Source organism: Advenella sp., assembly GCF_052108595.1.
Taxonomy (GTDB): Bacteria; Pseudomonadota; Gammaproteobacteria; order Burkholderiales; family Burkholderiaceae_B; genus Advenella.
The window spans coordinates 16,937-37,006 of sequence record NZ_JBQEAU010000033.1; the positions used below are offsets into that span (position 1 = coordinate 16,937).

The 20,070-nt window shown below is 59.1% G+C and carries 24 protein-coding genes; 3 read left to right on the forward strand and 21 right to left on the reverse strand.

What is annotated here, in order from left to right; translation table 11 throughout:
- Positions 1-67: 67 nt before the first annotated feature.
- Positions 68-487 carry an Lrp/AsnC family transcriptional regulator gene (locus tag ACTIKR_RS08020; RefSeq protein WP_193087901.1) on the reverse strand — a complete coding sequence of 140 codons (420 nt, stop codon included), beginning with the start codon at positions 485-487 and terminating at the stop codon, positions 68-70.
- 322 nt (positions 488-809) lie between these two features.
- On the opposite strand from ACTIKR_RS08020, the gene ACTIKR_RS08025 reads away from it, so the two are divergent.
- Complete coding sequence (locus ACTIKR_RS08025) at positions 810-1,892, forward strand: ornithine cyclodeaminase (RefSeq protein ID WP_442327577.1); 1,083 nt, start codon at positions 810-812, stop codon at positions 1,890-1,892.
- 290 nt (positions 1,893-2,182) lie between these two features.
- On the opposite strand, the gene ACTIKR_RS08030 is transcribed toward ACTIKR_RS08025, so the two are convergent.
- Both ACTIKR_RS08030 and ACTIKR_RS08035 read right to left on the reverse strand, forming a co-directional pair.
- Positions 2,183-2,434, reverse strand: a complete 252-nt coding sequence (locus tag ACTIKR_RS08030; protein WP_442327578.1) for a type II toxin-antitoxin system RelE/ParE family toxin — start codon at positions 2,432-2,434, stop codon at positions 2,183-2,185.
- Positions 2,431-2,682 carry an antitoxin gene (locus ACTIKR_RS08035; RefSeq protein ID WP_193087899.1) on the reverse strand — a complete coding sequence of 84 codons (252 nt, stop codon included), beginning with the start codon at positions 2,680-2,682 and terminating at the stop codon, positions 2,431-2,433. The genes ACTIKR_RS08030 and ACTIKR_RS08035 overlap by 4 nt, the downstream gene beginning before the upstream one ends.
- A gap of 368 nt (positions 2,683-3,050) precedes the next feature.
- Between ACTIKR_RS08035 and ACTIKR_RS08040 the strand changes: the two genes are divergently transcribed.
- Positions 3,051-3,893 carry a 4'-phosphopantetheinyl transferase family protein gene (locus ACTIKR_RS08040; RefSeq protein WP_442327579.1) on the forward strand — a complete coding sequence of 281 codons (843 nt, stop codon included), beginning with the start codon at positions 3,051-3,053 and terminating at the stop codon, positions 3,891-3,893.
- Between the two features lie 63 nt (positions 3,894-3,956).
- Here ACTIKR_RS08040 and ACTIKR_RS08045 read toward each other — a convergent pair whose 3' ends face one another.
- The 17 genes from ACTIKR_RS08045 to ACTIKR_RS08125 form a co-directional block, all read right to left on the reverse strand.
- Positions 3,957-5,183, reverse strand: a complete 1,227-nt coding sequence (locus ACTIKR_RS08045; RefSeq protein WP_193087897.1) for a beta-ketoacyl-ACP synthase — start codon at positions 5,181-5,183, stop codon at positions 3,957-3,959.
- A complete protein-coding gene (gene fabG / locus ACTIKR_RS08050; RefSeq protein WP_193087896.1) occupies positions 5,183-5,914 on the reverse strand; it encodes a 3-oxoacyl-ACP reductase FabG in 732 nt (243 codons plus the stop codon). The genes ACTIKR_RS08045 and fabG overlap by 1 nt, the downstream gene beginning before the upstream one ends.
- Entirely contained in the window at positions 5,911-6,405 is a 495-nt protein-coding gene (locus ACTIKR_RS08055) for an ApeP family dehydratase (protein ID WP_193087895.1), read from the reverse strand. Before ACTIKR_RS08055 ends, fabG begins: the two co-directional genes overlap by 4 nt.
- Before the next feature lie 2 nt (positions 6,406-6,407).
- Positions 6,408-7,631 carry a beta-ketoacyl-ACP synthase gene (locus ACTIKR_RS08060; protein WP_226816612.1) on the reverse strand — a complete coding sequence of 408 codons (1,224 nt, stop codon included), beginning with the start codon at positions 7,629-7,631 and terminating at the stop codon, positions 6,408-6,410.
- Entirely contained in the window at positions 7,598-8,179 is a 582-nt protein-coding gene (locus ACTIKR_RS08065; RefSeq protein ID WP_193087894.1) for a DUF3261 domain-containing protein, read from the reverse strand. Before ACTIKR_RS08065 ends, ACTIKR_RS08060 begins: the two co-directional genes overlap by 34 nt.
- Positions 8,157-9,413, reverse strand: coding sequence for an NAD(P)/FAD-dependent oxidoreductase (locus ACTIKR_RS08070; RefSeq protein WP_442327580.1), 1,257 nt, complete (start codon positions 9,411-9,413; stop codon positions 8,157-8,159). Before ACTIKR_RS08070 ends, ACTIKR_RS08065 begins: the two co-directional genes overlap by 23 nt.
- Positions 9,414-9,427: 14 nt before the next feature.
- Positions 9,428-11,767 carry an MMPL family transporter gene (locus ACTIKR_RS08075; protein WP_442327581.1) on the reverse strand — a complete coding sequence of 780 codons (2,340 nt, stop codon included), beginning with the start codon at positions 11,765-11,767 and terminating at the stop codon, positions 9,428-9,430.
- Positions 11,757-12,383 carry an outer membrane lipoprotein carrier protein LolA gene (locus ACTIKR_RS08080; RefSeq protein ID WP_442327582.1) on the reverse strand — a complete coding sequence of 209 codons (627 nt, stop codon included), beginning with the start codon at positions 12,381-12,383 and terminating at the stop codon, positions 11,757-11,759. Before ACTIKR_RS08080 ends, ACTIKR_RS08075 begins: the two co-directional genes overlap by 11 nt.
- 24 nt (positions 12,384-12,407) lie before the next feature.
- Positions 12,408-12,842: an acyl-CoA thioesterase gene (locus tag ACTIKR_RS08085; RefSeq protein ID WP_442327583.1), complete on the reverse strand. Its 435-nt coding sequence runs from the start codon at positions 12,840-12,842 to the stop codon at positions 12,408-12,410.
- Positions 12,835-13,761 (reverse strand): LpxL/LpxP family acyltransferase, encoded by a 927-nt coding sequence (locus ACTIKR_RS08090; RefSeq protein WP_193087889.1) that lies wholly within the window; start codon positions 13,759-13,761, stop codon positions 12,835-12,837. Before ACTIKR_RS08090 ends, ACTIKR_RS08085 begins: the two co-directional genes overlap by 8 nt.
- Positions 13,758-14,501 (reverse strand): glycosyltransferase family 2 protein, encoded by a 744-nt coding sequence (locus ACTIKR_RS08095; protein ID WP_193087888.1) that lies wholly within the window; start codon positions 14,499-14,501, stop codon positions 13,758-13,760. The genes ACTIKR_RS08090 and ACTIKR_RS08095 overlap by 4 nt, the downstream gene beginning before the upstream one ends.
- 75 nt (positions 14,502-14,576) lie before the next feature.
- The gene (locus ACTIKR_RS08100; RefSeq protein ID WP_442327584.1) at positions 14,577-16,421 is read right to left on the reverse strand and encodes an AMP-binding protein; all 1,845 of its coding nucleotides are present in this window, start codon (positions 16,419-16,421) and stop codon (positions 14,577-14,579) included.
- Positions 16,418-16,990 carry a hypothetical protein gene (locus ACTIKR_RS08105; protein WP_442327585.1) on the reverse strand — a complete coding sequence of 191 codons (573 nt, stop codon included), beginning with the start codon at positions 16,988-16,990 and terminating at the stop codon, positions 16,418-16,420. The genes ACTIKR_RS08100 and ACTIKR_RS08105 overlap by 4 nt, the downstream gene beginning before the upstream one ends.
- 13 nt (positions 16,991-17,003) lie before the next feature.
- Positions 17,004-17,255 carry an acyl carrier protein gene (locus ACTIKR_RS08110; protein ID WP_193087885.1) on the reverse strand — a complete coding sequence of 84 codons (252 nt, stop codon included), beginning with the start codon at positions 17,253-17,255 and terminating at the stop codon, positions 17,004-17,006.
- Between the two features lie 9 nt (positions 17,256-17,264).
- Positions 17,265-17,537, reverse strand: a complete 273-nt coding sequence (locus ACTIKR_RS08115) for a phosphopantetheine-binding protein (protein WP_442327586.1) — start codon at positions 17,535-17,537, stop codon at positions 17,265-17,267.
- Complete coding sequence (locus ACTIKR_RS08120; RefSeq protein ID WP_193087883.1) at positions 17,534-18,310, reverse strand: lysophospholipid acyltransferase family protein; 777 nt, start codon at positions 18,308-18,310, stop codon at positions 17,534-17,536. Before ACTIKR_RS08120 ends, ACTIKR_RS08115 begins: the two co-directional genes overlap by 4 nt.
- The gene (locus ACTIKR_RS08125) at positions 18,307-19,053 is read right to left on the reverse strand and encodes a beta-ketoacyl synthase chain length factor (protein WP_442327587.1); all 747 of its coding nucleotides are present in this window, start codon (positions 19,051-19,053) and stop codon (positions 18,307-18,309) included. The genes ACTIKR_RS08120 and ACTIKR_RS08125 overlap by 4 nt, the downstream gene beginning before the upstream one ends.
- 339 nt (positions 19,054-19,392) lie before the next feature.
- Between ACTIKR_RS08125 and ACTIKR_RS08130 the strand changes: the two genes are divergently transcribed.
- Positions 19,393-19,827: an excinuclease ABC subunit A gene (locus tag ACTIKR_RS08130; RefSeq protein ID WP_442327588.1), complete on the forward strand. Its 435-nt coding sequence runs from the start codon at positions 19,393-19,395 to the stop codon at positions 19,825-19,827.
- A gap of 15 nt (positions 19,828-19,842) precedes the next feature.
- Here the strand turns inward: ACTIKR_RS08130 and ACTIKR_RS08135 are convergent.
- The coding region (locus tag ACTIKR_RS08135; protein ID WP_442327589.1) for an SDR family NAD(P)-dependent oxidoreductase at positions 19,843-20,070 on the reverse strand (228 nt) is incomplete at its 5' end.

The window sequence follows — 20,070 nt, forward strand, 5'->3', positions numbered from 1 at the left end:
GCAGGCGTCGCCACCGTGCAATGGCAACGGCGTTGGCAACAGCAATGTGCCTTTGCAATGGCCAGGGCTACCGATAGCTCTTCAGATGTATGCTGGTTTCTGAGTTGCTGATATTGCGGATCAGCCGGATCCGCTCCAGTGCCTGACCCAGCTCGGCCAGTGAGCCGGCTTCCAGTTCTGCCAGCAGGTCCCAGCGACCATTGGTGTCATGCAAGGCCACGATGCAGGGTTCGCCCAGCAGGCTGGCGATCACCTGGCGGCTCATGTTCCCTTCAATGGCAATGCTCATCCATGCGCGGATGGTTTGTGTCTGCGTGTCCGGACGCAATTGCACCGTGTAGCCGACGATCACGCCGGCGTCTTCCAGCCGTAGCATCCGGTTGCGTATCGTGCCGCGCGAGAGGCCGAGTTTTTTTGCCAAATCGGCGACCGTATACCGCGCATTCTGGCGTAACAACGAGATAAGTGCTTGGTCAGTCGAGTCCATATTTGCTCATTCAGGCAGTTTATATTGTCATTATGGCAAAATAATGGACAAAAGTGTGCAAAATTGCCGATATGCTTTGCCGCGAGAATGCGGCACACTTAAGAAACAAAGACACACATTAAATATAGTGTCGGCACAGGACACCACCCGGTTCAGCACGGCGCATTTTGAACATGGCTTGCAGAACACATCATCTGCCGACAGCCTTGGTTGTCGGTGATGGGATGAAAAGGGTGGGGCGGGCTGGATCAAGGGTGCGCCAGCGTACCCGGCATTGCTCCCCCTGTTATTGGCGCCGGCAACGCATAAAACGGAGATAACCATGAGTCATTTGACACAAACGAATCTGAATACCGGGCTGATCCGTCCGCAGGACGTGGCCCGCATCGTGCAGCGGCAGGGTATGAAGCAGACGCTTGAGGGCGTGATGAACTATATCCTGTCAGACTATTTGCGCTGGGATGAATTTGACAAGTCATCCCGAGTTGCCAAATATGTGCAGGACGGGGTGATGGAATTGATGCCCATTGCGGACAAACAGAATTATTCGTTCAAGTATGTCAATTGTCATCCCCATAATCCTCAGGAAGGCTTGTCCACGGTGCTGGCATTTGGCGCGCTGGTTGACAATAGCACCGGCAAGCCCGAGGTCATCTGTGAATTGACGTTGACCACAGCGCTTCGAACGGCAGCCATGTCGGCATTGGCGGCAAAGCACCTGGCGCGCAGCAACAGCCGCCGGATGGCTCTGATCGGCAATGGCTGTCAAAGCGAGTTTCAGGCGCTGGCCTTTCATTATCTGCTGGGAATCGAGCATTTGAGCGTATATGATCTTGATCGTGCCGCGTCACAAAAGCTGGCCGATAATCTACGCCACACCGGCATGACGGTTGACATTGCAGACAGTGTGGCCGATGCCGTCCGGGACGCCGACATTGTGACAACGGTGACCGCCGAATATTCGCGGGCACATATCCTGACCCCCGAGATGATCAAGCCAGGCATGCATATCAATGCTGTCGGCGGCGATTGCCCGGGTAAAACTGAGCTGCATCCCGACATCCTGCCATTGGCCACCGTGTTTGTCGAGTTCGAGCCGCAAACTCGCGTCGAAGGCGAATTGCAGAATGTGGGCGCAGATTTTCCTGTCCGGCATTTGTGGCAGGTCTTTCAGGGCCAGGCCAAAGGCCGTGAAACCGATACACAGATTACCCTGTTCGATTCCGTCGGTTTTGCCCTGGAAGACTTCTCGGCGCTGGTCTATATGCGGGATACGGCGCACAAGCTGGGTCTGATGCAGCCCATTTCGCTGGTGCCCGAACTGGCCGATCCGAAGGATCTGTTTTCCTATCTTGGTGTGGGTCAGGTCCAACGGGATGCCGAACCGATTGCCGCATTACCCTGAGTGGAAAGGGGGCCGGCCAAAGCGCCGGCCGCAACACCATCGAGCCAAGCTATTTGGCAAAGCAACGATGCTCAAGCAGAATGAGCGTTGGTGAAAATTACCTAAACCGCGGAATTAGTCATTGGCCAAGGACGGGAAGCGCGAACATGTTAGGTTTTATGCCATTAGTGGCTCTACTTATATCCTGAGTTGTTTGTGGCGTGATGGCGGATGCTTTTTTATCGACTAATTTTCATTGTTAAGCCGGTCTGCCAGTCGTGTCACGAGATCCATGCGCTCATGGAAAATAGCTACGACCAAAGCGGGGCGTGTTCACGCGGCAGGCAAAAGAGGTAATGATGCTCGAAATGGGCCATTCGTAACGCAGGATAAAGTTCGTCCACGACAGTGAATGGGCCTTTACCTGCAGCGAGACTGGCAATGCCCTGTTTCAGTTTGCCGTTATAGCGCCGTACTTGCGCGGCGCCCCATTGCTTACGAGTGTATCGGATGATGTCGCGCAAATCAGCTTCAGCATCTTCAGTAAGAATGTAGGCCCTCAACTGCGGTCCTTGCCTAGTTCTTCATCAAGGATTTCGCTGATGTTCTTTGTCGATACCTTCCCGGCAAGCCCATCGTTGATGCGAGATCCCAGCACGGTCTTTAGTTCCTGCCATGCCTGTTCGGCATCAGCATCGCCGGGGAACAAGCGTTCGAGGGCGTATTGTTTAATGGTTTTGCCTTGTAAGGCGGCCAGCGCCTTCAGGCTTTGGTGTTGCCGGTCAGATAGGTCGATTGTGAGACGGCTCATAGGGTAATTCCTATAGATTTACACAAACCCACATTAGCACATATGTGGGAAAAAGACGATGGAATGGGCCAGTGATAGGTAAAAGTCATACTTCTATTACAGGTATAACATTGCTTCACTGCTACAAAATAATATTGCTCGCAATCAAAATTATGAAACAGTCTCCCGGATGCCTGTCCTGCATTGGGAGACAAGCTACGGCGCGCCAACTCCATGTCGAGTCCGCCTCGACTGTTGACCAAGCGTGCACCATGCAGCCGGCAAGCCGGGGGTCAGCTTGGAATCCATCAAAATCATTCATCAAAGATGCGCCCGCCCATGGCATGAATACGTACAATGGCAACATTGCCATTTCGGTTGCGTGATTCATGCCATTTTCCGTTTCAGATCGGCCGGCGTTGCTGCAACTGTGGTTTGCCGGCCCCGCCTTGCAGGTAGAGTACGACTCGTTGGCGCTGAATCCAGAGGATCGCGCCCGCGAGGCGGCTCGCCTGAGCGCGCGTAAAGCCTACGAGTGGCGTGTCAGTCGCGCTCTGCAGCGCCGTCTGCTGGATCCCTATCGATCATCGAGCCTGTCGCACAGTGCCGGCCACGCCCTGTGGGCGGCATCATCGCTGCATGAGCACCTAGGCGTTGATCTGGAGCGGATACGCGCCATTGATGAGCTGGCCCTGGCCGAGCTGATCGCCCATGATGATGAAAAGCGGCTATTGCGCACGCTGCAGGGGCAGGACAGAACCCGCTTTTTTTTCCGACTGTGGACGCTCAAGGAAGCGCTGGTCAAAGCGGTGGGCGGCGACTTTCCGGCAGACATGCTGCGGGTAGGGATCAGGCCTGGCGCATGCATCACACCGGCAGCGGGGGGTGTTGCTGCTGTCGCAGCCGGGACATGGCCCGATGACGTTGCCCGTGCGCTGCAGATGCCATTGCCCAAGGCATCCGAGGCCGCTGGAATGGGCGGGCAACAGGTCGCGCAACAGTCTAATCTGGCGCACCAGCATTCGTGGCACCTGATCGGCCTGGGAGACTGGCACTGGCACGGCCTATCGGCCATGATCGGTGATAACTGGATGATGGCGGTCGTGTGGCCTGGTCAGGATGTTCCGACGCCGGTCAGGATGTTCGCCAGGCAGGCAACGCCGGGCCAAGCGCGTAGCCTGCCGCTTGAGCAGTCTGTGGTTTTTGGTGTCGGGCTGCAGCCCGAGGTTTGATGGTAGCGCCCTGTTGGCGCATCTGTTGCGATGGACCAGCGCAGCGGTTGCAATCTCCAGTCTTCAGTCTGGCCGGCGGAATATCAGCGAAGTATTGATGCCGCCGAAAGCAAAGTTGTTATTCATCACATATTCGGTGTCAATGTCGCGCCAGTCATGCTGCAGATAGTCCAGCTGCGCGCAGCGTGGGTCCACATTGTCCAGGTTCAGGGTGGGCACAAACGCGCGGTCGTGCATCATGGCAATGGAGAACCAGGATTCCAGTGCGCCGCAGGCGCCAAGGGTATGGCCCAGGAAACTTTTTTGCGAACTGATGGCTGCGCGCTCGCCAAACAAGGTTGCCGTGGCATGTGATTCAGCAATATCGCCCTGTTCGGTTGCCGTGCCGTGTCCGTTGACATAGCCGATCTGTTCGGCGTGAATACCTGCGTCCTCAATGGCAAGCGTCATGGCCCGGTGCATGGTGTCGGCCTGGGGGCGGGTGATATGGGCGCCATCTGAATTGCTGCCGAAGCCGACGATTTCTGCGTATATGCGGGCGCCTCGTGCCAGGGCATGATCACGCTCTTCCAGGACGAACATGCAGGCGCCTTCGCCGATAACCAGCCCGTCGCGATCCCGGTCATAGGGGCGCGGCGAGGTGTGCGGCGCGCTGTTGCGCTGACTGGTGGCGTACAGGGAATCGAACACATAGGCTTCGCTGGGGCACAGTTCTTCACCGCCGCCGCCGAGCATCAACGGGATCAGCCCGTATTTGATGGCTTCATAGGCATAGCCGATGCCCTGGCTGCCTGAGGTGCACGCACTGGAGGTGGGGATGACTCGTCCTTTGAGGCCGAAGAAAATACCAATGTTGGCAGCCGTCGTGTGCGGCATCATGCGAACATAGGTGTTGGCATTGACCCCATGCGATTCGCCATGCATGAGCAGGGCCGCCAGGGCTCTGACGTCTTCGGTACTGCCCGTGGACGACCCGCAGGCCACCCCCATGGCGCCGGACTGGATGAGCGGATCGCCCAGCAGGCCGGCATCGGCCAGGGCGCGCTCGGCAGCGTCGACACACAGCTGCGATACCCTGCCCAGGCTACGCAACTGCTTGCGCTGCCAGTGCGATGGACAGCGATAGTGGGCAATGGGGGCGGCCAGGCGGGTATTCAGTTCAGTATAACGATCCCATTCGGGCATGACGCATACGGCGCTGCGGCCCTCGGTAAAGGCTTGCCGGATCTGTGGCCAGCTGTTGCCCAGGGCAGTAATGCCGCCCATGCCCGTTACAACCACACGCTTCATCAGCACAACCCTCCATTGACCGAAAGCACCTGGCGGGTAATGTAGCCGGCTTTTTCGGACATCAGGAAGGTCACAGCAGCAGCCACTTCCTCGGGATTGCCGGCACGCTGGGCCGGAATCATTTTCAGTATTTCCTCGACGGGCACCTGCTGGTCAAGCATATCTGTATCAATCAGCCCGGGCGCCACGCAATTGACGGTAATGCGACGTTTAGCCAGTTCCACGGCCAGCGCCTTGGCTGCCCCGATCAGGCCGGCTTTAGAGGCGCTGTAGTTGACCTGTCCGCGGTTGCCGATAATCCCGGATACCGAAGCCATGCAGACGATGCGACCAGGCTGGCGCCGACGAATCATGGGCATGATCAGGGGATGCAGGACGTTATAAAACCCACCCAGGTTGGTGTCCAGCACCTGGTCCCAGTCTTCATCGGTAAAGGCAGGGAAGGCGTTATCGCGGGTCAGCCCGGCGTTCAGGACAACCCCATAGAAGGCGTCGTGGCTTTCCAGATACGTTTCCAGTGCCTGCCTGCAAGCAGGGCGATCGGACACGTCGAACTGCAAGATGTCGGCGTTGCGCCCCAGGGCCTGGATTTGTTTGGCGACCTGTTGCGCCTCTTGCCGCCGCTGGCGGCAGTGCAAGGTGATATCGAAGCCTGCCTGCGCCAGATCAAGGGCGATGGCTTTGCCGATACCCCGGCTGGAACCGGTGACAAAAATACGGGAAGCGGTCACGCTGTTTGCTCCTGTAAGTAGTGTTCAATATCCGGCGGACTGAATACGCTCAGTCTTGCGGTGGCCACCGTTTGTGCACGGTCGGTGTTGGCATCGTCTGGTTCATCCAGCAGGGACAGGCTACAGTCGAAGACACCGAAGCCGCTGGCCTCGTCACGGGTCGAGGCCTCGACCCGTACGCATAGCAGGCTGCCTCGCGCCACATTGGGACGCAGGATGTCAATCTGGCGGCTGCCGAGCAGAAAGCCCAGTTTCGGTGGCTGGCCGGCATCGTGGGCATGACAGCCGGCCAGCGCAGCCACGCCCTGCGCCATGATCTCTATAGCGCACCACATAGGTAACTGCCCGTTCTCATCCTGGAAGAGGTGATCGGGTCCAATGCGGGCCAGGGCCTGCAACTGCGAGTCAGAGTAGGCGATGATTTCGTCAAGCAGGATCATGCTGCCGGCATGCGGCAGTAAAGGCGCAAGATGGCGTATGGGGGTCTGCATCGTCAGGCCTCTCCCAGTATCAGAACGGCGTTGTTGCCGCCAAAAGCAAAGGACAGGCTCATGCCGATGCGCGGCTGCTTTTGCCATCTGGATTGGCTGTTCGTAAGGGCAATCGCAGGCAGCGCCGGATCTGCTTGTTCGTCCCAGAGCTGTGCGGGTAGCCGTCCGGCCTGATTGTACTGGTGATGGATGACACCCCACAGCAGCGCCGCTTCCAGCGCGCCGGCCGCGCCCAGGGTATGGCCGGTGAGCGGTTTGGTGCTGGTGCAGGGAACGCCCTGCGCAAAGCAGGTTGCCATGGCCAGGCTTTCCATGCTGTCGTTCAGCTCGGTGGCCGTACCATGCAGATTGACCCAGCCGATATCTTCCGCTTCGCACCCGGCGTGTGTCAGCGCCTGGCCGATGGCAAGAATGGCGCCTGTGGCCTTGGGGTCGGGCGAAGACATATGCCAGGCGTCGGCGCTGTTACCATAGCCCAGCAGGGGCAGGCCATCGCTGGCTTGCCGGGTCATCACAAAAAGGGCGGCCGCCTCGCCAATATTGATGCCCTCGCGGTTGATCGAAAACGGATTGGCAATGCCCGCGGACAGCGCCTGCAGGGAGTCAAAGCCGTTGATCGTGAGGTGGGCCAGAGAATCCACGCCGCCGCAGATCACGGCATCGCACAGCCCACTGGCCAGCAGGCGATGCGCCGTGATAATGGCGCGGGCGCCGGAGGTGCAGGCGGTGGAAATGCTGTAGACCGGGCCGCTCAGGCCGAAATGATGGGCCAGGAAGTCGGCCGGCGCCGACAGCAGCTGGCGTTCGTGCCGGTATAGATCCTTGTCCCAGTGCCCGTCGCGGGCAAAGGCGTGGAACGCCGGGTAGTTATCGTCGACGCCCGTGGTGGTGGTGCCGATAATGACGCCGACCCGTGGCCCGCCGTACTGTGCGCGGGCGCGTTCGATGGGCTCCTGCAATTGGCTGGCTGCCTGCCACAGCAGGCGGTTGTTATGTGTATTGAAGTGCGCCGGTGTGCCCGCCGGCAGCGGCGGGGGCGCGACAGCCGGGCGACCGGTATAAATCGTCTTGCCGGGCACCCATTGGGTTTCCGGCGCCAGTGGCGATATGGTCGTGTCAAACAATGCCTGCATGGTGTCTGCAAAGGTCAGCCCCAATGCGCTGACCGTGGCGGGCGGGCTCAGGTAACTTCTCATGGTCTTGCGGGCAGAGGGGTCAGATTCCATTGGCTACGGTCAGGCAGGGTAATCCCGATGGCCGCTGCTGCAGAGGTTGTTCCGGAGGCCCCGTGCGCTGGCGGCGGTTGCAGCGACCAGAGCGTTTGCCCCTGACGACTGAATGTGTAGATTGCGCCGGCGCTGTCGGCTGTCTCGCGGATGTCAACACCCGGATAGGCGGCAGGCCATTGCGCCTGGGGAATCTGCGCGGCGATAATGGCTTCGAACAGCTGGCGAGCACGAGGGTTGGGCGGGGCAAAGCCGTCGGTCGTCCATTGCCCATCGCGCAGCGACAGGCGGGCCAGCGGCGCGCCCAGGGCATTGGTCTGGATCCAGCGGCTGGCGCCCCCGGCTTCGGGCTGCACGATCAGCAGGCTGTCCTCGGTCTGTCCGGGCGTCGTGACCAGGCTCAGCTTGTAGGATCGGACCTGTGCGGGTTCGTTGTATTGGCGCGGCAGTATCGACGTGGCGGCGCAACCGGCCAATAGCAGCACCAGCAGCAGCATGCTCAGCCAGGCGCCGGCATGGCTGCGATCAGGTATCCAGTTGTGCTTCACCACATATCTCCGCCAGCGCCTTTAAGCGCCGTTCTGATTTTTCAACATAGGGGTTGCGCGTATCCCACGCATACCCGGCCAGGATGGCAGCAATCATGCGCCGGATATCCTGGTTGATTTGTCTGGAGTATATAACATCCTGAAAGCTGCAGTCGTACCAGCCGGCAACATAGGTTCTGAAGGTGTCGATGCCCACGCGCAGGGCGTCGGCAAAGTCTGCTTGCCAGTCTGCTGCCTGGCCGCGCAGGGTTTTGTCTACGAGCGCAGTAGCCAGTTTGGCCGAGTGCATGGCAATGGTGACACCCGAGGAGAAGACCGGGTCGAGAAATTCGGCGGCGTTGCCCAGTAGTGCAAAGCGCTGACCATACAGGCTTGTCACATTGGCCGAATAGCCGCGCAGCGGATTGACCGGTGTATCCCATTGGGCATGGGCCAGCAGGTGGCGCAGACGTGGTATTTCATTCGTCATAGCCTGCAGGAACGGCAGCGGCTCCCGTCCATTCATTCCCAGGTGGCTGGGTTCGCCTACAACGCCGATGGAGCAGCGGCCATGGCTGAACGGAATCAGCCACATCCAGATGGCACGGTCTTGCGGGTGGGTGGCAATGACAATTTTCTCGCGGTCGAACCCGGGATCGCTGATATTGTCCTGGATATGGGTGAACCAGGCTTCACGCACGGGAAATGTCGACGGTTGTTCCAGATCCAGCAGGCGTGGCAGCACGCGCCCATAGCCACTGGCGTCAAGCACGAAGCGGGCCTGCAGCGTATAGGATTCGTCCTGATCGGTGCTGACCGAGAGCGTGGCGTGCTCTTGCCTGCTTGTCATATGGGTGACCGTATGGCCGAACCAGACCTGTGCGCCCTTTCTTTGCGCTTCCTGGATAAGAATCTGGTCAAATTTCGCGCGCTCGACCTGAAAGGTGGTGCCCGGTCCTGCGGTGAATTTGTCACGAAAGTCAATGGCGCTTTCCCGATCACCCCAGGTAAAGACCGCACCGTTTTTGACCTGGAAGCCGGCATCATTGACGACCTGCAACAAATCGGCTTCCTTCAGGATGTCCATGCAATAGGGCAGCAGGCTTTCGCCTATGGAAAAACGCGGGAAATGCTGGCGTTCGAGCACGCACACCTGCCAGCCGCGCTGGCGTAACAGGGCGGCGGCAACCGATCCGGATGGTCCGGCGCCGATAATGGCTACGTCGGTACTGGCGGGTAAGCTGGATGTTTTCATAAATAATGACTCATTCAGGATTCTGGTTCGGGTGTGAGAAAGGCGCGCATATACCAGAAAGTATATATGACGTTGCATAGCACCCCCAGCACCACACTCAGACCGAACGTGGCCACCGCCGGGGTGGAACTGAAGTAGAGCAGGCCGAAAGTAATCATGGTGGTGACCGAGGTCATGAAGATTCCGGCGGTTTTTTCTTCAGCCGGCAGCGTGGGCGTATAGGCGTAGACGGCGTAATCTATGCCGATGGCGGTCACCAGCAGCAGGCCGAAAATGCAAAACAGATTCAGGGGCATGCCGATCAGTCCCGACAGGCTCATGACTGTTAGCGAGGCCGATAGGGGCACCAGTAAAATGCGCAGCGCAGGTCGGGTGCCAAAGACGCGATACAGGATGAGAAACCCCACGGTATAGGAAAGCAGTTTCAGCACGATCGCTTCCAGGCGGGTCTGGGCAAAGAGGGTGTTGATGTGACTGCGCTGGTCCACAAGTGTCACATCCGGGATGTTTTGCATGAGCGCCGGCAACACAGAAGGATCCTGCAGGCCGTTCATGGTGATCATGCTGCTGGGCCGGCCTTGTTCGTCGGGTCCCAGCCATAGGGCGCGCCAGGGTTCGGCCAGGGTGCCGCGCAGCGACTGTTCGATGGTCAGCACCGGCTGGTCCTGGCGGCGCTTGAGTTCGGCTTGCAAGGCCCTGTCTGGCACACCCAGCGCGTGCAGCGGCGCCCATGCCTGGGGCTGCTGCGACAGTGTTGCCAAGGTGGCTTTGAGCGCTTGCTGCTCGCTCGCCGGATTGACCCACTGGCTCAGGGCGCGGTAGTTGCGCAGCTGCCCCTGGGCGACCAGCGTGTCCAGCCTGGTGGCCAGGCGCTGTTCGGTGCGTAGCAGGCTTTCCTGGTCTGCGGCCTGCACAATGAAGTACTGGCTGGTGGGTTCGATGCCGGTCAGGCGGCCCACTTGTATCGCCTGGTTCAGTAGCGATTGCGGTGTGTTTACCCAGTTGCGGATGTCGTCCTGCCAGTTGCTCAGATACAGCCCGCTTGCTGCAACGGCCAGCAGCAGTAGCGCCAGCAGGGGTGTGCGGCCGATGCGCTCGCCGGCGCTGCGGATAAAGCGGCGCAGGCCGTCCAGAAGCGGCATCAGCCCCGGGATCGGGCGCGGCTTCCAGTGGTCGAACAGGGCGGGAAGCAGCAGGCGCGTAAACAGAAAAGTACTGATGACGGCTGCCGACGAGAAGATTGCTGTCTGTTGCAAGATAGGCAGCGGGGTCAGCAGCAGAAACAGGTAACCGGTAACGGTGACTGCCAGGCTGATAATAAAGGGACGGGATACGCGCCTGACGGCTGACCAGGGCTGCCACCGGGTATCAAGCGTGGCGTGGCTGAGCCAGTGCAGTGGAAAATCGACCACTAGCCCGACCAGGCTGGTGCCGATAATGAGCGTGAGAATGTGAATGGAGCCCAACAGGGCAATGCAGGCGGCAAAACCGGCCAGCAGACCGGCGGCCACCGGCAGCGCCAGCAGGAGAATGCGCGTAGAGCGGAACATCAGCAGCAGAAACAGGATGGTCAGAGTACTGCCGGTGATACTCATCCAGGTGCTTTCCTGACCGCCTTCGGCTTTACCCTGTGCGCTGTAGATCGCGGCGCCAGCCATCAGTACGCGGACATCCTGCTGTGCGGCTTGCTGTTGGATCTGATCGATCAGCGCCAGCAGCTGTTCATCCCGACCACTCTGGTCTGTGGCGTCCAACTGCGCGCGCATCACATACCAGATGCGATTGTCGGCCTCCAGTTGCATGGTATTGCTTGCCATATCGTAGTGAACGGCAGAGCTTGCCTGCAGTTTGCCTGACAGCTGGGAAGCAAACCCCAGCCAGTCCTGATCGGCGGCAATAAGCGTCTGCTCACCCAGTGGTGACATGATGCGCTGAGCGCGCTGGACAAACCATGCCTGCGGGTCGCGCGCCAGGGCTTCCCGCGCCTGCGGTGGCAGGCCCGCCTGATCCATGCGACGCAACTCCTGGCGTAACTGGTCCAGATCGGCAGCCACGTGCAGGTCCACGCGCTCGAACAAGGCGCTGGTGGACCATTGCTGTGCCTGTCTTTGCGCGGCAGCCAGGGCCCTGGCCGGGTCGGTGGCGCCGGTCAGCACAATAATCTGCCGGTTCAGTGTCTGCCGGATGGTGTCTTGCGCCCTGGCCTGTACTTCGCTTTGTGCGCCGTCGGGCGGCAGCAGCGTCAGCAGGTCGGTGTGCACCGGCTGGCGAAATGCGAGCTGCCAGGCCGCATACAGCAGCAGCCCGAGCAGCCCCAGGATATATAGCGCTGCCCAGCCTCGTTCAGCGTTCAAGCGCATCTTGAGCGGCGGCCGGCAGGGGTTGGTTGATGCGCAGATTAGAAAACAGGATCTCGGTCCTGTCGCCCTGTGTCTCGGCCAAGGTGACCTGATCGACCGAGCGTCCTCCTCTGATCGTAATGCGCTGGAAAATCTGTTTCAATACGGCCGATGCCGGGTCCAGCGTCAGTGTCCAGCGCTCGGCGTCGCCTTGCAGGCTTTGCGTAAATTGTCCCGACAGGCTGCGGGTGTTGCCCGACAGCAGATCCATGAACAGCCGGATCTGGGTCTGGCTGCCCGCCCCCTGTTGTTGCAGCGGCTGCCAGCGTCCCGCACTATCCTGGTGCATCATGCCCTGCGGTGTAATGCGAATCAGGCTGGCTATCGGACTGCGTGTCTCCCAAAGCAGCCCCTTGTCCGCAACCATCACGAACCGGCCCTGGCTCAGCAGCGGCTGTTCAAGCGAGCGCAGGAAACGTTTTTGCTGCACGTCGCCCTGCACCGTCTGGTGGGCCGACAGCTGTTTTTGCAGATCTTCCAGCGAGAAGGCCTGTGCGACGTGGCACAACAGGGTCAGGGCCAGCACGACAGTCATGCGCGATAGGGACAACAGGGACTTGATGGTAGACATAAAAGCAATACTCTCTACAAAAATTCAGGCTTCGGACTGCATCGCCCGGCGGACGATGTCCTGCCAGTCTTGCGGGGTGTCAAATTGCATTTCGCGGTTCTCCAGCAATACGGCCACCTGCGTGGTTTCGGCCTGGGTCAGGCGCTCGCCCGAGACCGCGTCGGTAATGACATACACAATGCGCAAGCGTGACTCCCACTCCTGAATGTGGGCGTCAACCAGCACCTGCTGGCCAAAGACGGCGGGGCGTACATACTTCAGTTGCATGGTCACGATCGGCCAGACATAGCCGGCGGCACGCATGGCGTCGTAGTTGTAGCCCAGTTTGTCGAGCAGGGCGCAGCGGGCAATTTCCAGGTATTTCACATAATGCCCATGCCAGACGATATGCATCGCATCAACGTCGAAAAACGGAATGGTCATTGGCACGCAAATGCTCAGGCCCGGATGCTTAGTCATTGTGCTTCCAGAAATCGTAGAAATTGAACCACTGCAGCGGTGCCTTCACGCAGACCTGTTCCAGACGCTGCGCGTAACGCTGCACCCATGATCGAATCACTTTATCGCGATCCTGGCGCGTCCATTGAATGCGATCGCTCATGCGTTCAATATGCAATGCGTAGCGGCCCTGCTGGCGCGTGCAGAACAGCGTATTGACGCTGGCCTTGAGCAGGCCGGCCATCAGCCAGGGACCCTGCGGAAATGCAACGGTATCGCCCAGGAATGAAACCGAGACCACCTTTTCGCCACGCACAGGCTCGCGGTCTGCCGCAATGGCGATCCATTCCCCGTTGTCAATCCGCTGTTGCAGCATCATCATGGTATCGATGTCCAGCTCGGTCACCTGCAGCAGGCGGATGTCGTTGTCGGCCCCCAGATCGGCCATGACCTCGTTGTACCTCTGGGCATGCTTGCTGTGAATCAGGATATTGAGCACCAGGCCCTTGTGATGGGACACCAGTGCGCGGCTGATTTCGGTGTTGCCCAGGTGCGAACAGATAAGTATCTGGCCCCGCCCTTGTGCATAGAGCATTTCCCTATGGATGCCTTCGGGGTCTTCAATGACGATATGTTCGTAGCGCAGGCGCCCCTGCCAGACGGCAAAGCGATCGACCAGCGCCTGGCCGAAAGCGACAAATTGCCGGTAAACCGGCGCAAAGGCGGGCAGCAGATCAGGTCTGCCGGACCATGATCGCAAATGGTGCTGATAGTCACGGATATTGCGGCGTTCTGCGGGAGAAGTAACGAAGAAGTAAAGCACAACGATATGCGACAGAATACCCAGCAGCCACATGGGGCAGTACCGGATCAGCCGGACAACCAGCCTGAGCGCAAAAAGATTGCCCCGTTCCTGTTTGGTGGCCCAGTGTTCGCTCATGATGCACCTTTGGTGAAGGCGCGTCGCAATAGCGAGGGCAGAAACGGCAGCATATGCAGGCAACTGCGCGTATGCATGCGCGTAATGAGCAGATTGTCGCGCACCATGCGGTAGTGCGAGATGCCATCGGCCGCATAGGAGACCGAGGTTGGGATCCAGCGCAACGGTGTTTGGCGCCAGTACAGGTGCATCAGAATTTCTGGGTCAAAATCCATCCAGTTGCCCAGATAAGGGGTGTCGCTGACGAACCGGACCGCGGCCAGCGGATACAGCCGGAAGCCGCAAAGCGCGTCGGGAATGGAACGCGACAGCGTCTGCAGGTGCACCCAGAACAGGGTCACCTTGCGGCCGTGCAGGCGCGCTGGGGGGATGTCATCGCCATACACAGGCTGCCCGCATATGGCGGCATCGTGATGCTGCTCGGATAGTGCCAGAAAGGCGGGGACGTCGTCCAGATGATGCTGTCCATCGGCGTCCACCTGCAGCGCATGGGTATAGCCCATTGCGTCGGCCAGCTTAAAGCCGGTCTTCACGGCGCTGCCCTTGCCGCCGTTGGCGGGCTGGCGATGGACATGCACGTGCGGCAAGGTTTTGAGCGTGTCCAGCACTTGTTGCGAGGGCGCATCGGAGCCGTCATCGACAATGAGCACGGGCAATCCGTGGCGACGCAACTGCCCGACCACCGATTCGATGGTGTTTGGGTGGTTGTAGAAAGGAATCAGGGCAATCGTGCGATTCATAAGTATTTACCGTAGCACGTCTGTACTGGCTGTTTTGGTGTTGTCATGGCAGCGGTTCCAAAGATAGGCACGGGATCAGGCTGAATCGGCAAATGCAATGCGTCCCGACGCAGTCATGGTCGCGCCGGTGCGCACGGTGAAATAAAGTTTACGCTTGTCATTGTCCCATTTTAACGTCATTGTGCAGGGATCGGCCGGGCGTAAAAAATGCTGAAACTTCAGGTTTTCAATTCGGTGCGTCTGGCCACTGCACAGCTTGTGCGCGCGGGCCTGCGCCAGTGCCCAGCCCAGCTGCACGACGCCGGGAACCAGCGGAAACGAGGGAAAATGCCCCTGGAAATAGACCAAGTCCATGGGAATGCGGGCGCTCAGGCACCGTTCCGTGTCCGGCGCCGTCGGTAATGGGTTTTCCGATGGGTTTGTCGATGGGTCGGCTGCGCAGCGCTCCCACAGCGGGCTGCGCACCTGCTGTGTGAAGCAGTCGTGGACCTGTTGCCGGGTGATTTTCGATTGCGCATTGCGCGGCAATGCCAACGGAAACCGCCAGTGGCGCGGCACGGCCAAGGGGTCTACCTCCTCACGCACCAGGGTAGAAACAGCCTGGATCACGTGACGACGCCCATGCTGCCGAAAGGCCGCGATACCTTCGGCCGAGAGTTCGACCATCGCGCACAACCGGCCTGCCAGCGGACTGGGCGCACAATGGATGTCGCTGACATAGGGGTGGGACAGGGCGGCCTGCTCCACACGGTTCAGGGAGATCCGCTTGTCTTCCAGCTTCAGAATACGGTCGGTGCGGCCCAGCAGTGTGAAGCTGTTTTCGTCGCTGCGACTGATGACATCGGCCGTCTGTTCGGTACCCTCCGTCCATGGCGAGCAAACCGCAAGCCGGTTTTCGCTGTCGGTTTCCAGTCTGACACCGGGCAATGGCGTCCAGCACGATTGCCTGTGTCGCGTGGCGATGACGCCGGTTTCAGTACTGCCGTAAATTTCGTGCAGGGGCCATTGGCGTTGCAGCAAACCCTTGCGGGTTTCCTCTGCCAGCACGCCTCCGGCAGATACCACGCGGGACAGGCGTGGCCGCAGTGCGGACCATGGCAGGCTGTCGGGTAGTCGCTGCAGCAGGGCCGGACTGGTGATCCAGATGCATTGCTCGTACATCTGCGTCTGCTCGGCCAGGGTTTCGGGGTAGCGCGATGGCATCCGGTCCAGTACCAGGCCGGCATGCAATGGCACCATGACACGGAACGTCAGGCCGTACATATGCTGGTGGCTGACGCTGGCGATCAGCGTGGCCGGCAGCGCGTGCAGCGACCAGGCGCGAATCAGAGTGAGTGCTTCGGCGTGCAACTGACCAAAGCGCTTGCGGATCACTCGGGGCGCGCCGCTGGAGCCCGAGGTGCGCAAAAAGGCGCAGGCATCGGCTGGCAGGGGTAAAAACAGTCCCTCTGCGCGCTCCTGGAACACGCTTGGCACCGCGTCGGCGGCGGCTGGTACGGCGCGGTCTGCCCGCTTGATGGCCTGGGTATCCGCTTGAGTATTGGCCTGAGTTTCGCTCAGGGGGGCGGCCGGCGTGTGAGTTAAGGCGTCAAGCCGCAAGACCGGCATGGCCGGGTCGGACAGCGCCTGGTCGCTGATCCACAAGGCCGCATCAGCCTGTGCCCAGGCGCGGGTATCGCCCAGCAGATCCGGCGCCAGCAGCACCCGAACGCCCGCGGCCCAGCAGCCGAGCAGGGCACAACTGAACAGGGCGGTATCTTCGAACCACAGGGCGGCATGCGTGCAGCCGCGGGCCTGCAATTGCCGCTGCAGTTGATTGACAATGGCCTCGAACTGGGCTCGGCGCATGGCCGGGCGCGTTGCGACCAGCGAGTCGGCATGGGGAAAAGGCAAAAGGATGCCGCCGGTAGCTTCGCTCATGCTGCATGCTTCCGTTTGTAATGCTGTCGATAAATCCATTCACCGGCAAACAGCAGCCCCATCAATACATAGGAAATAAAGCCGGTATACAGTGACCAGACGTGAAAATAACCTGCTTGCCACAGCAGGTAAATGGTGCTGCCATTCAAGATGAAAAACACGATCCAAATCTTCGTTACCGCTCGGGTGTATTGAATGGCCGATTGTGGCAGATCAGGTTCCTGGCTGCGTGCGATGCGTTCGACGACACTCATGGAGGTAAACAGGCTGCCGGCAAATACCGCCAGCAGCACCAGATTGATGACAACCGGATAAAAATAAAGGAAACCCGACTTGTCGGCCAACTGGAACAACATGACGCAGACCAGCAGCGCCAGGACAACGATCTGCTGCCAGCGCTGGCGGCTTAGCAGGCTTTTCACGCCCCAGAGCAGCAATAGACCGGCAGTAATCCACAGGGCCCCGATCCGTTCCTTGCCGTAATAGACCAGAAACGGATAGGCGGCCAGGGCCATCACCACCAGCAGATTGAACAGGCGCAGTGCACTGCGCGGCAATCGAAACGACACCGGCCCGCTTCCTTTATGCAGGGGTAAGTTTGCGGTTTACGGCATCGACGACATCCTGCACCGTGCGGACACTGCGGAAGTCTTCAGCCAGCAGCTTGTGGCCGGTGACGCGTTTGATATGGTCTATCAGATCGATGGCGTCGATGCTGTCGATGTTCAGATCAGTGTACAGATCGGCATCAGGCCGGATACGCTCGGGTTCAATTTCAAACAACTCAACCAGTGCAGTCTTTAGCGTCTGATAAATGTGGTCTGATGGATTCATGGTCGCCCCTCAGGTACGTGGATTGTTTTTCAGTTCATTGACAAACGCAGCAAGTGTATTGATATCTTTGAAATGTTCCCGCAAATTCTGTGTCTTGGTGTTGAACTGGATGCCAAAGTGCTTTTGCAGCGCCAGGCCCAGTTCCAGGGCATCGACCGAATCAAGGCCGAGACCTTCGCCGAACAAGGGGGCGGCGTCTTCGATATCGTCCGGCGCAATATCTTCGAGTCCAAGGCTGGAGATAATTAATTCTTTGATTTCCAGATTGAGCGCTGTGGTCATTTCTGTAGTTCTCGTTCAAAATAAGTCTGTAGATAGGCATTCAATTGCCGGGTTGCCGCAGGCATATGTTTTCCCGCCTTCCAGTGGGCCGGATCAATGTCATCGCCGATGATGAATTCATAATTAACTTTTTCATGCGGGATGTGATACCACGGCTGATTCCGTTTAAAGCAACGGGGATGCATCCGGATTATAACAGGGGTGATCACCGTCGCGCCGCGCAGGGCGATGGCACAGGCGCCACGGTGAAAGCGGATGGCATTGTCGTCGCCGGTACGCGTACCCTCGGGAAAAATAAGAACGGACTGCCCGCCCTGCAAGGCAGCAACGGCATGGTCAATGACCTGGGCAGAACCATCGTTGGAGATGAAGCCGCAAGCGCGGATGGCGCTGTTCAGGAAGGGATTGTCCAGCAGGCCCTGCTTGACGATACAGTTGGACTGCCGGGCATGGGCAAGCATGAAGACCACGTCGAGCAGCGAGGGATGGTTGGCGATAATGACCTGTCCAGGGCGGCCCAGCCGATCCTGATCGGGGAAGTGGTAATTGAGCCCGCCGATGAGCCGGACGTATCGCAGGAACTGGTACCACAAAAATTGAAGGATGCTGCGCGCCCGCTTCTGGTTCGCCGGCCGGGATTGATCCAGCAGCCCGCTGGAGAACGGCAGCAGGACAATCTTGAGGACAATGCCAAACAGACCAAAGACGACATAGCCGCTGGCAATGGCCAGCCAGCGCCATTTGTGCCAAAGGTATGCGCTGATCCGGCTCATGCCTGTCGGGTCCATGTCCAGCGGGCAGGCGGCTGGGAAGTGAGCGTTGCCCACTGCGTCTGGCCGCTTAGCAGACGTGCACACACCCCCGCGCTGCCGTCTTCGTTCAGCGGGGCGCCGGTGTTGGTGTCGCAGCATAGACGCCAGTCTGACCCCTTTTGTACGAGCAGGGCACAGGCCAGTGCAAAAGGCCCCCGTTCAATGTCGATGTCGTATTGGGCGTCCAGCGGATCGTTGGCGTAGAGTACCAGCGCCTGGTCGGCACCATCCTGCAGCATAAGCCAGGCGTCGAGGATGGCGTTTTCCAGGCCGTTGCTGTTGGCCGAAATGGCCGACTGTTCGGCGTAATTGCCGTGATGAATGGCCAACTGGCCGGCAATGGCATTATGTACCGACAGGCCAAACGAGGTGGGGGAAACGCCGTTGCCTTTGGCCAGTTCAATCAGAAGCTGAAAACTGCGGTTGATTTCGCCATTGCGCGACGAAAACACCACAGGGCATTGCGGATATTTTTCCAGAATGGGCCAGGCTGCCGCAAAGACCAGTCGGGATAGCGCGCTTAAGCGGCGTCGCTGCATGGCCGGCAGAAAGCTGAGCGCCGGCGGCTCTTGCGGGTTCTGTGCCCGGCTATGCTCTTTTTCCTGCGGGCCGTCTGCCTGCAGCCACCGTGTCCACTGCGATGCAGTGGACAACCCCGGGGCAAGCGCGTTCTGTTCGGAAATGGTCAATTCAAAGGCGAGCATGTGAAGTTATTGATTCTCAGAGTGTCGGCTGAAAGAAAAATTATTATAATATGTTTCTTATTGTGACAATAGTTAACATATCCTGGCTTGAAAACGAAAACCTGCAGTATGGCTCCTGCCGGACAACGACGGGGTGATGCACCGACCTCACGGTCAATATGCAGCAGCCCCGGTTCGCCGGGGGATTCAGAAATATAGTACACATTCGGGTGCTTGCGGCGCTGTACTGCCTGTATATGTCGCAGTTGAATTCAGATCGTTTCAGGTCGGTGCACGGTTGTTACATTCTGCCTGAGGGCAGTGTAGTGGTTTCTAGTATTTTGCTTTAGGAGAATTGCAATGCCAGGTAAAATTTCAATTGCATGTCTGACCGCTCTGCTGGCAGTAGCAAGTATGCAGGCGCATGCCCGCGATACGCGCTATGATCTGCCGATCGCACAGGCGTTGGCCGTCCCGGAAGCGGCGGACATCGTAGACCCGTCCATCAAAATGACATTCGGACGCAGCGGGCCAGGGCAGGTGATTCAGGCCAATGCCGTTACTAACAAGAAAACCAGCCGGGTCGGCAAGGGGAGCGATGAAAAAGCCTGCGCCTGGGCATTTCTGTCTGCCTACAAACAGTTGCAGCAGCGGGCCAGGGAGCTTGGTGGTACGGGGGTGAGCAATATCGTCAGCTATTACAAAAAGAACGTGAATTCGAGCACGGTTAATTATGAGTGCCATGCCGGTGCATTCGTGACGGGCGTGGCGCTCAGGGGTGATATCGTCCGCTGAGCGCCTGCGTCATGTCTACAACGCGATGGTAAAGCCACCATCCACGGCCAGCGTTTGGCCGGTGACAAACGATGCTTCCCGTGAAGCCAGGTAGCACACGGCGTTGGCAATATCGTCCGGGCTGCCCCACTTTTGCTGGGGCACGCGATCAAACAACCACTGGTTAAAGGGCTCATCGTTTTGCAGCGCCTCATTGAACTCCGTGGCAATGTAACCGGGCGCCACCGCATTCACGGTGATGTG

What these genes read in the sequence shown, in the direction of transcription:
- ACTIKR_RS08020 (WP_193087901.1), bottom strand. Translation starts at nt 487, where the DNA reads ATGGACTCGACTGACCAAGCACTTATCTCGTTGTTACGCCAGAATGCG.
- ACTIKR_RS08025 (WP_442327577.1), top strand. Translation starts at nt 810, where the DNA reads ATGAGTCATTTGACACAAACGAATCTGAATACCGGGCTGATCCGTCCG.
- ACTIKR_RS08035 (WP_193087899.1), bottom strand. Translation starts at nt 2,682, where the DNA reads ATGAGCCGTCTCACAATCGACCTATCTGACCGGCAACACCAAAGCCTG.
- ACTIKR_RS08040 (WP_442327579.1), top strand. Translation starts at nt 3,051, where the DNA reads ATGCCATTTTCCGTTTCAGATCGGCCGGCGTTGCTGCAACTGTGGTTT.
- ACTIKR_RS08045 (WP_193087897.1), bottom strand. Translation starts at nt 5,183, where the DNA reads ATGAAGCGTGTGGTTGTAACGGGCATGGGCGGCATTACTGCCCTGGGC.
- ACTIKR_RS08055 (WP_193087895.1), bottom strand. Translation starts at nt 6,405, where the DNA reads ATGCAGACCCCCATACGCCATCTTGCGCCTTTACTGCCGCATGCCGGC.
- ACTIKR_RS08060 (WP_226816612.1), bottom strand. Translation starts at nt 7,631, where the DNA reads ATGGAATCTGACCCCTCTGCCCGCAAGACCATGAGAAGTTACCTGAGC.
- ACTIKR_RS08070 (WP_442327580.1), bottom strand. Translation starts at nt 9,413, where the DNA reads ATGAAAACATCCAGCTTACCCGCCAGTACCGACGTAGCCATTATCGGC.
- ACTIKR_RS08080 (WP_442327582.1), bottom strand. Translation starts at nt 12,383, where the DNA reads ATGTCTACCATCAAGTCCCTGTTGTCCCTATCGCGCATGACTGTCGTG.
- ACTIKR_RS08085 (WP_442327583.1), bottom strand. Translation starts at nt 12,842, where the DNA reads ATGACTAAGCATCCGGGCCTGAGCATTTGCGTGCCAATGACCATTCCG.
- ACTIKR_RS08090 (WP_193087889.1), bottom strand. Translation starts at nt 13,761, where the DNA reads ATGAGCGAACACTGGGCCACCAAACAGGAACGGGGCAATCTTTTTGCG.
- ACTIKR_RS08095 (WP_193087888.1), bottom strand. Translation starts at nt 14,501, where the DNA reads ATGAATCGCACGATTGCCCTGATTCCTTTCTACAACCACCCAAACACC.
- ACTIKR_RS08100 (WP_442327584.1), bottom strand. Translation starts at nt 16,421, where the DNA reads ATGAGCGAAGCTACCGGCGGCATCCTTTTGCCTTTTCCCCATGCCGAC.
- ACTIKR_RS08110 (WP_193087885.1), bottom strand. Translation starts at nt 17,255, where the DNA reads ATGAATCCATCAGACCACATTTATCAGACGCTAAAGACTGCACTGGTT.
- ACTIKR_RS08115 (WP_442327586.1), bottom strand. Translation starts at nt 17,537, where the DNA reads ATGACCACAGCGCTCAATCTGGAAATCAAAGAATTAATTATCTCCAGC.
- ACTIKR_RS08120 (WP_193087883.1), bottom strand. Translation starts at nt 18,310, where the DNA reads ATGAGCCGGATCAGCGCATACCTTTGGCACAAATGGCGCTGGCTGGCC.
- ACTIKR_RS08125 (WP_442327587.1), bottom strand. Translation starts at nt 19,053, where the DNA reads ATGCTCGCCTTTGAATTGACCATTTCCGAACAGAACGCGCTTGCCCCG.
- ACTIKR_RS08130 (WP_442327588.1), top strand. Translation starts at nt 19,393, where the DNA reads ATGCCAGGTAAAATTTCAATTGCATGTCTGACCGCTCTGCTGGCAGTA.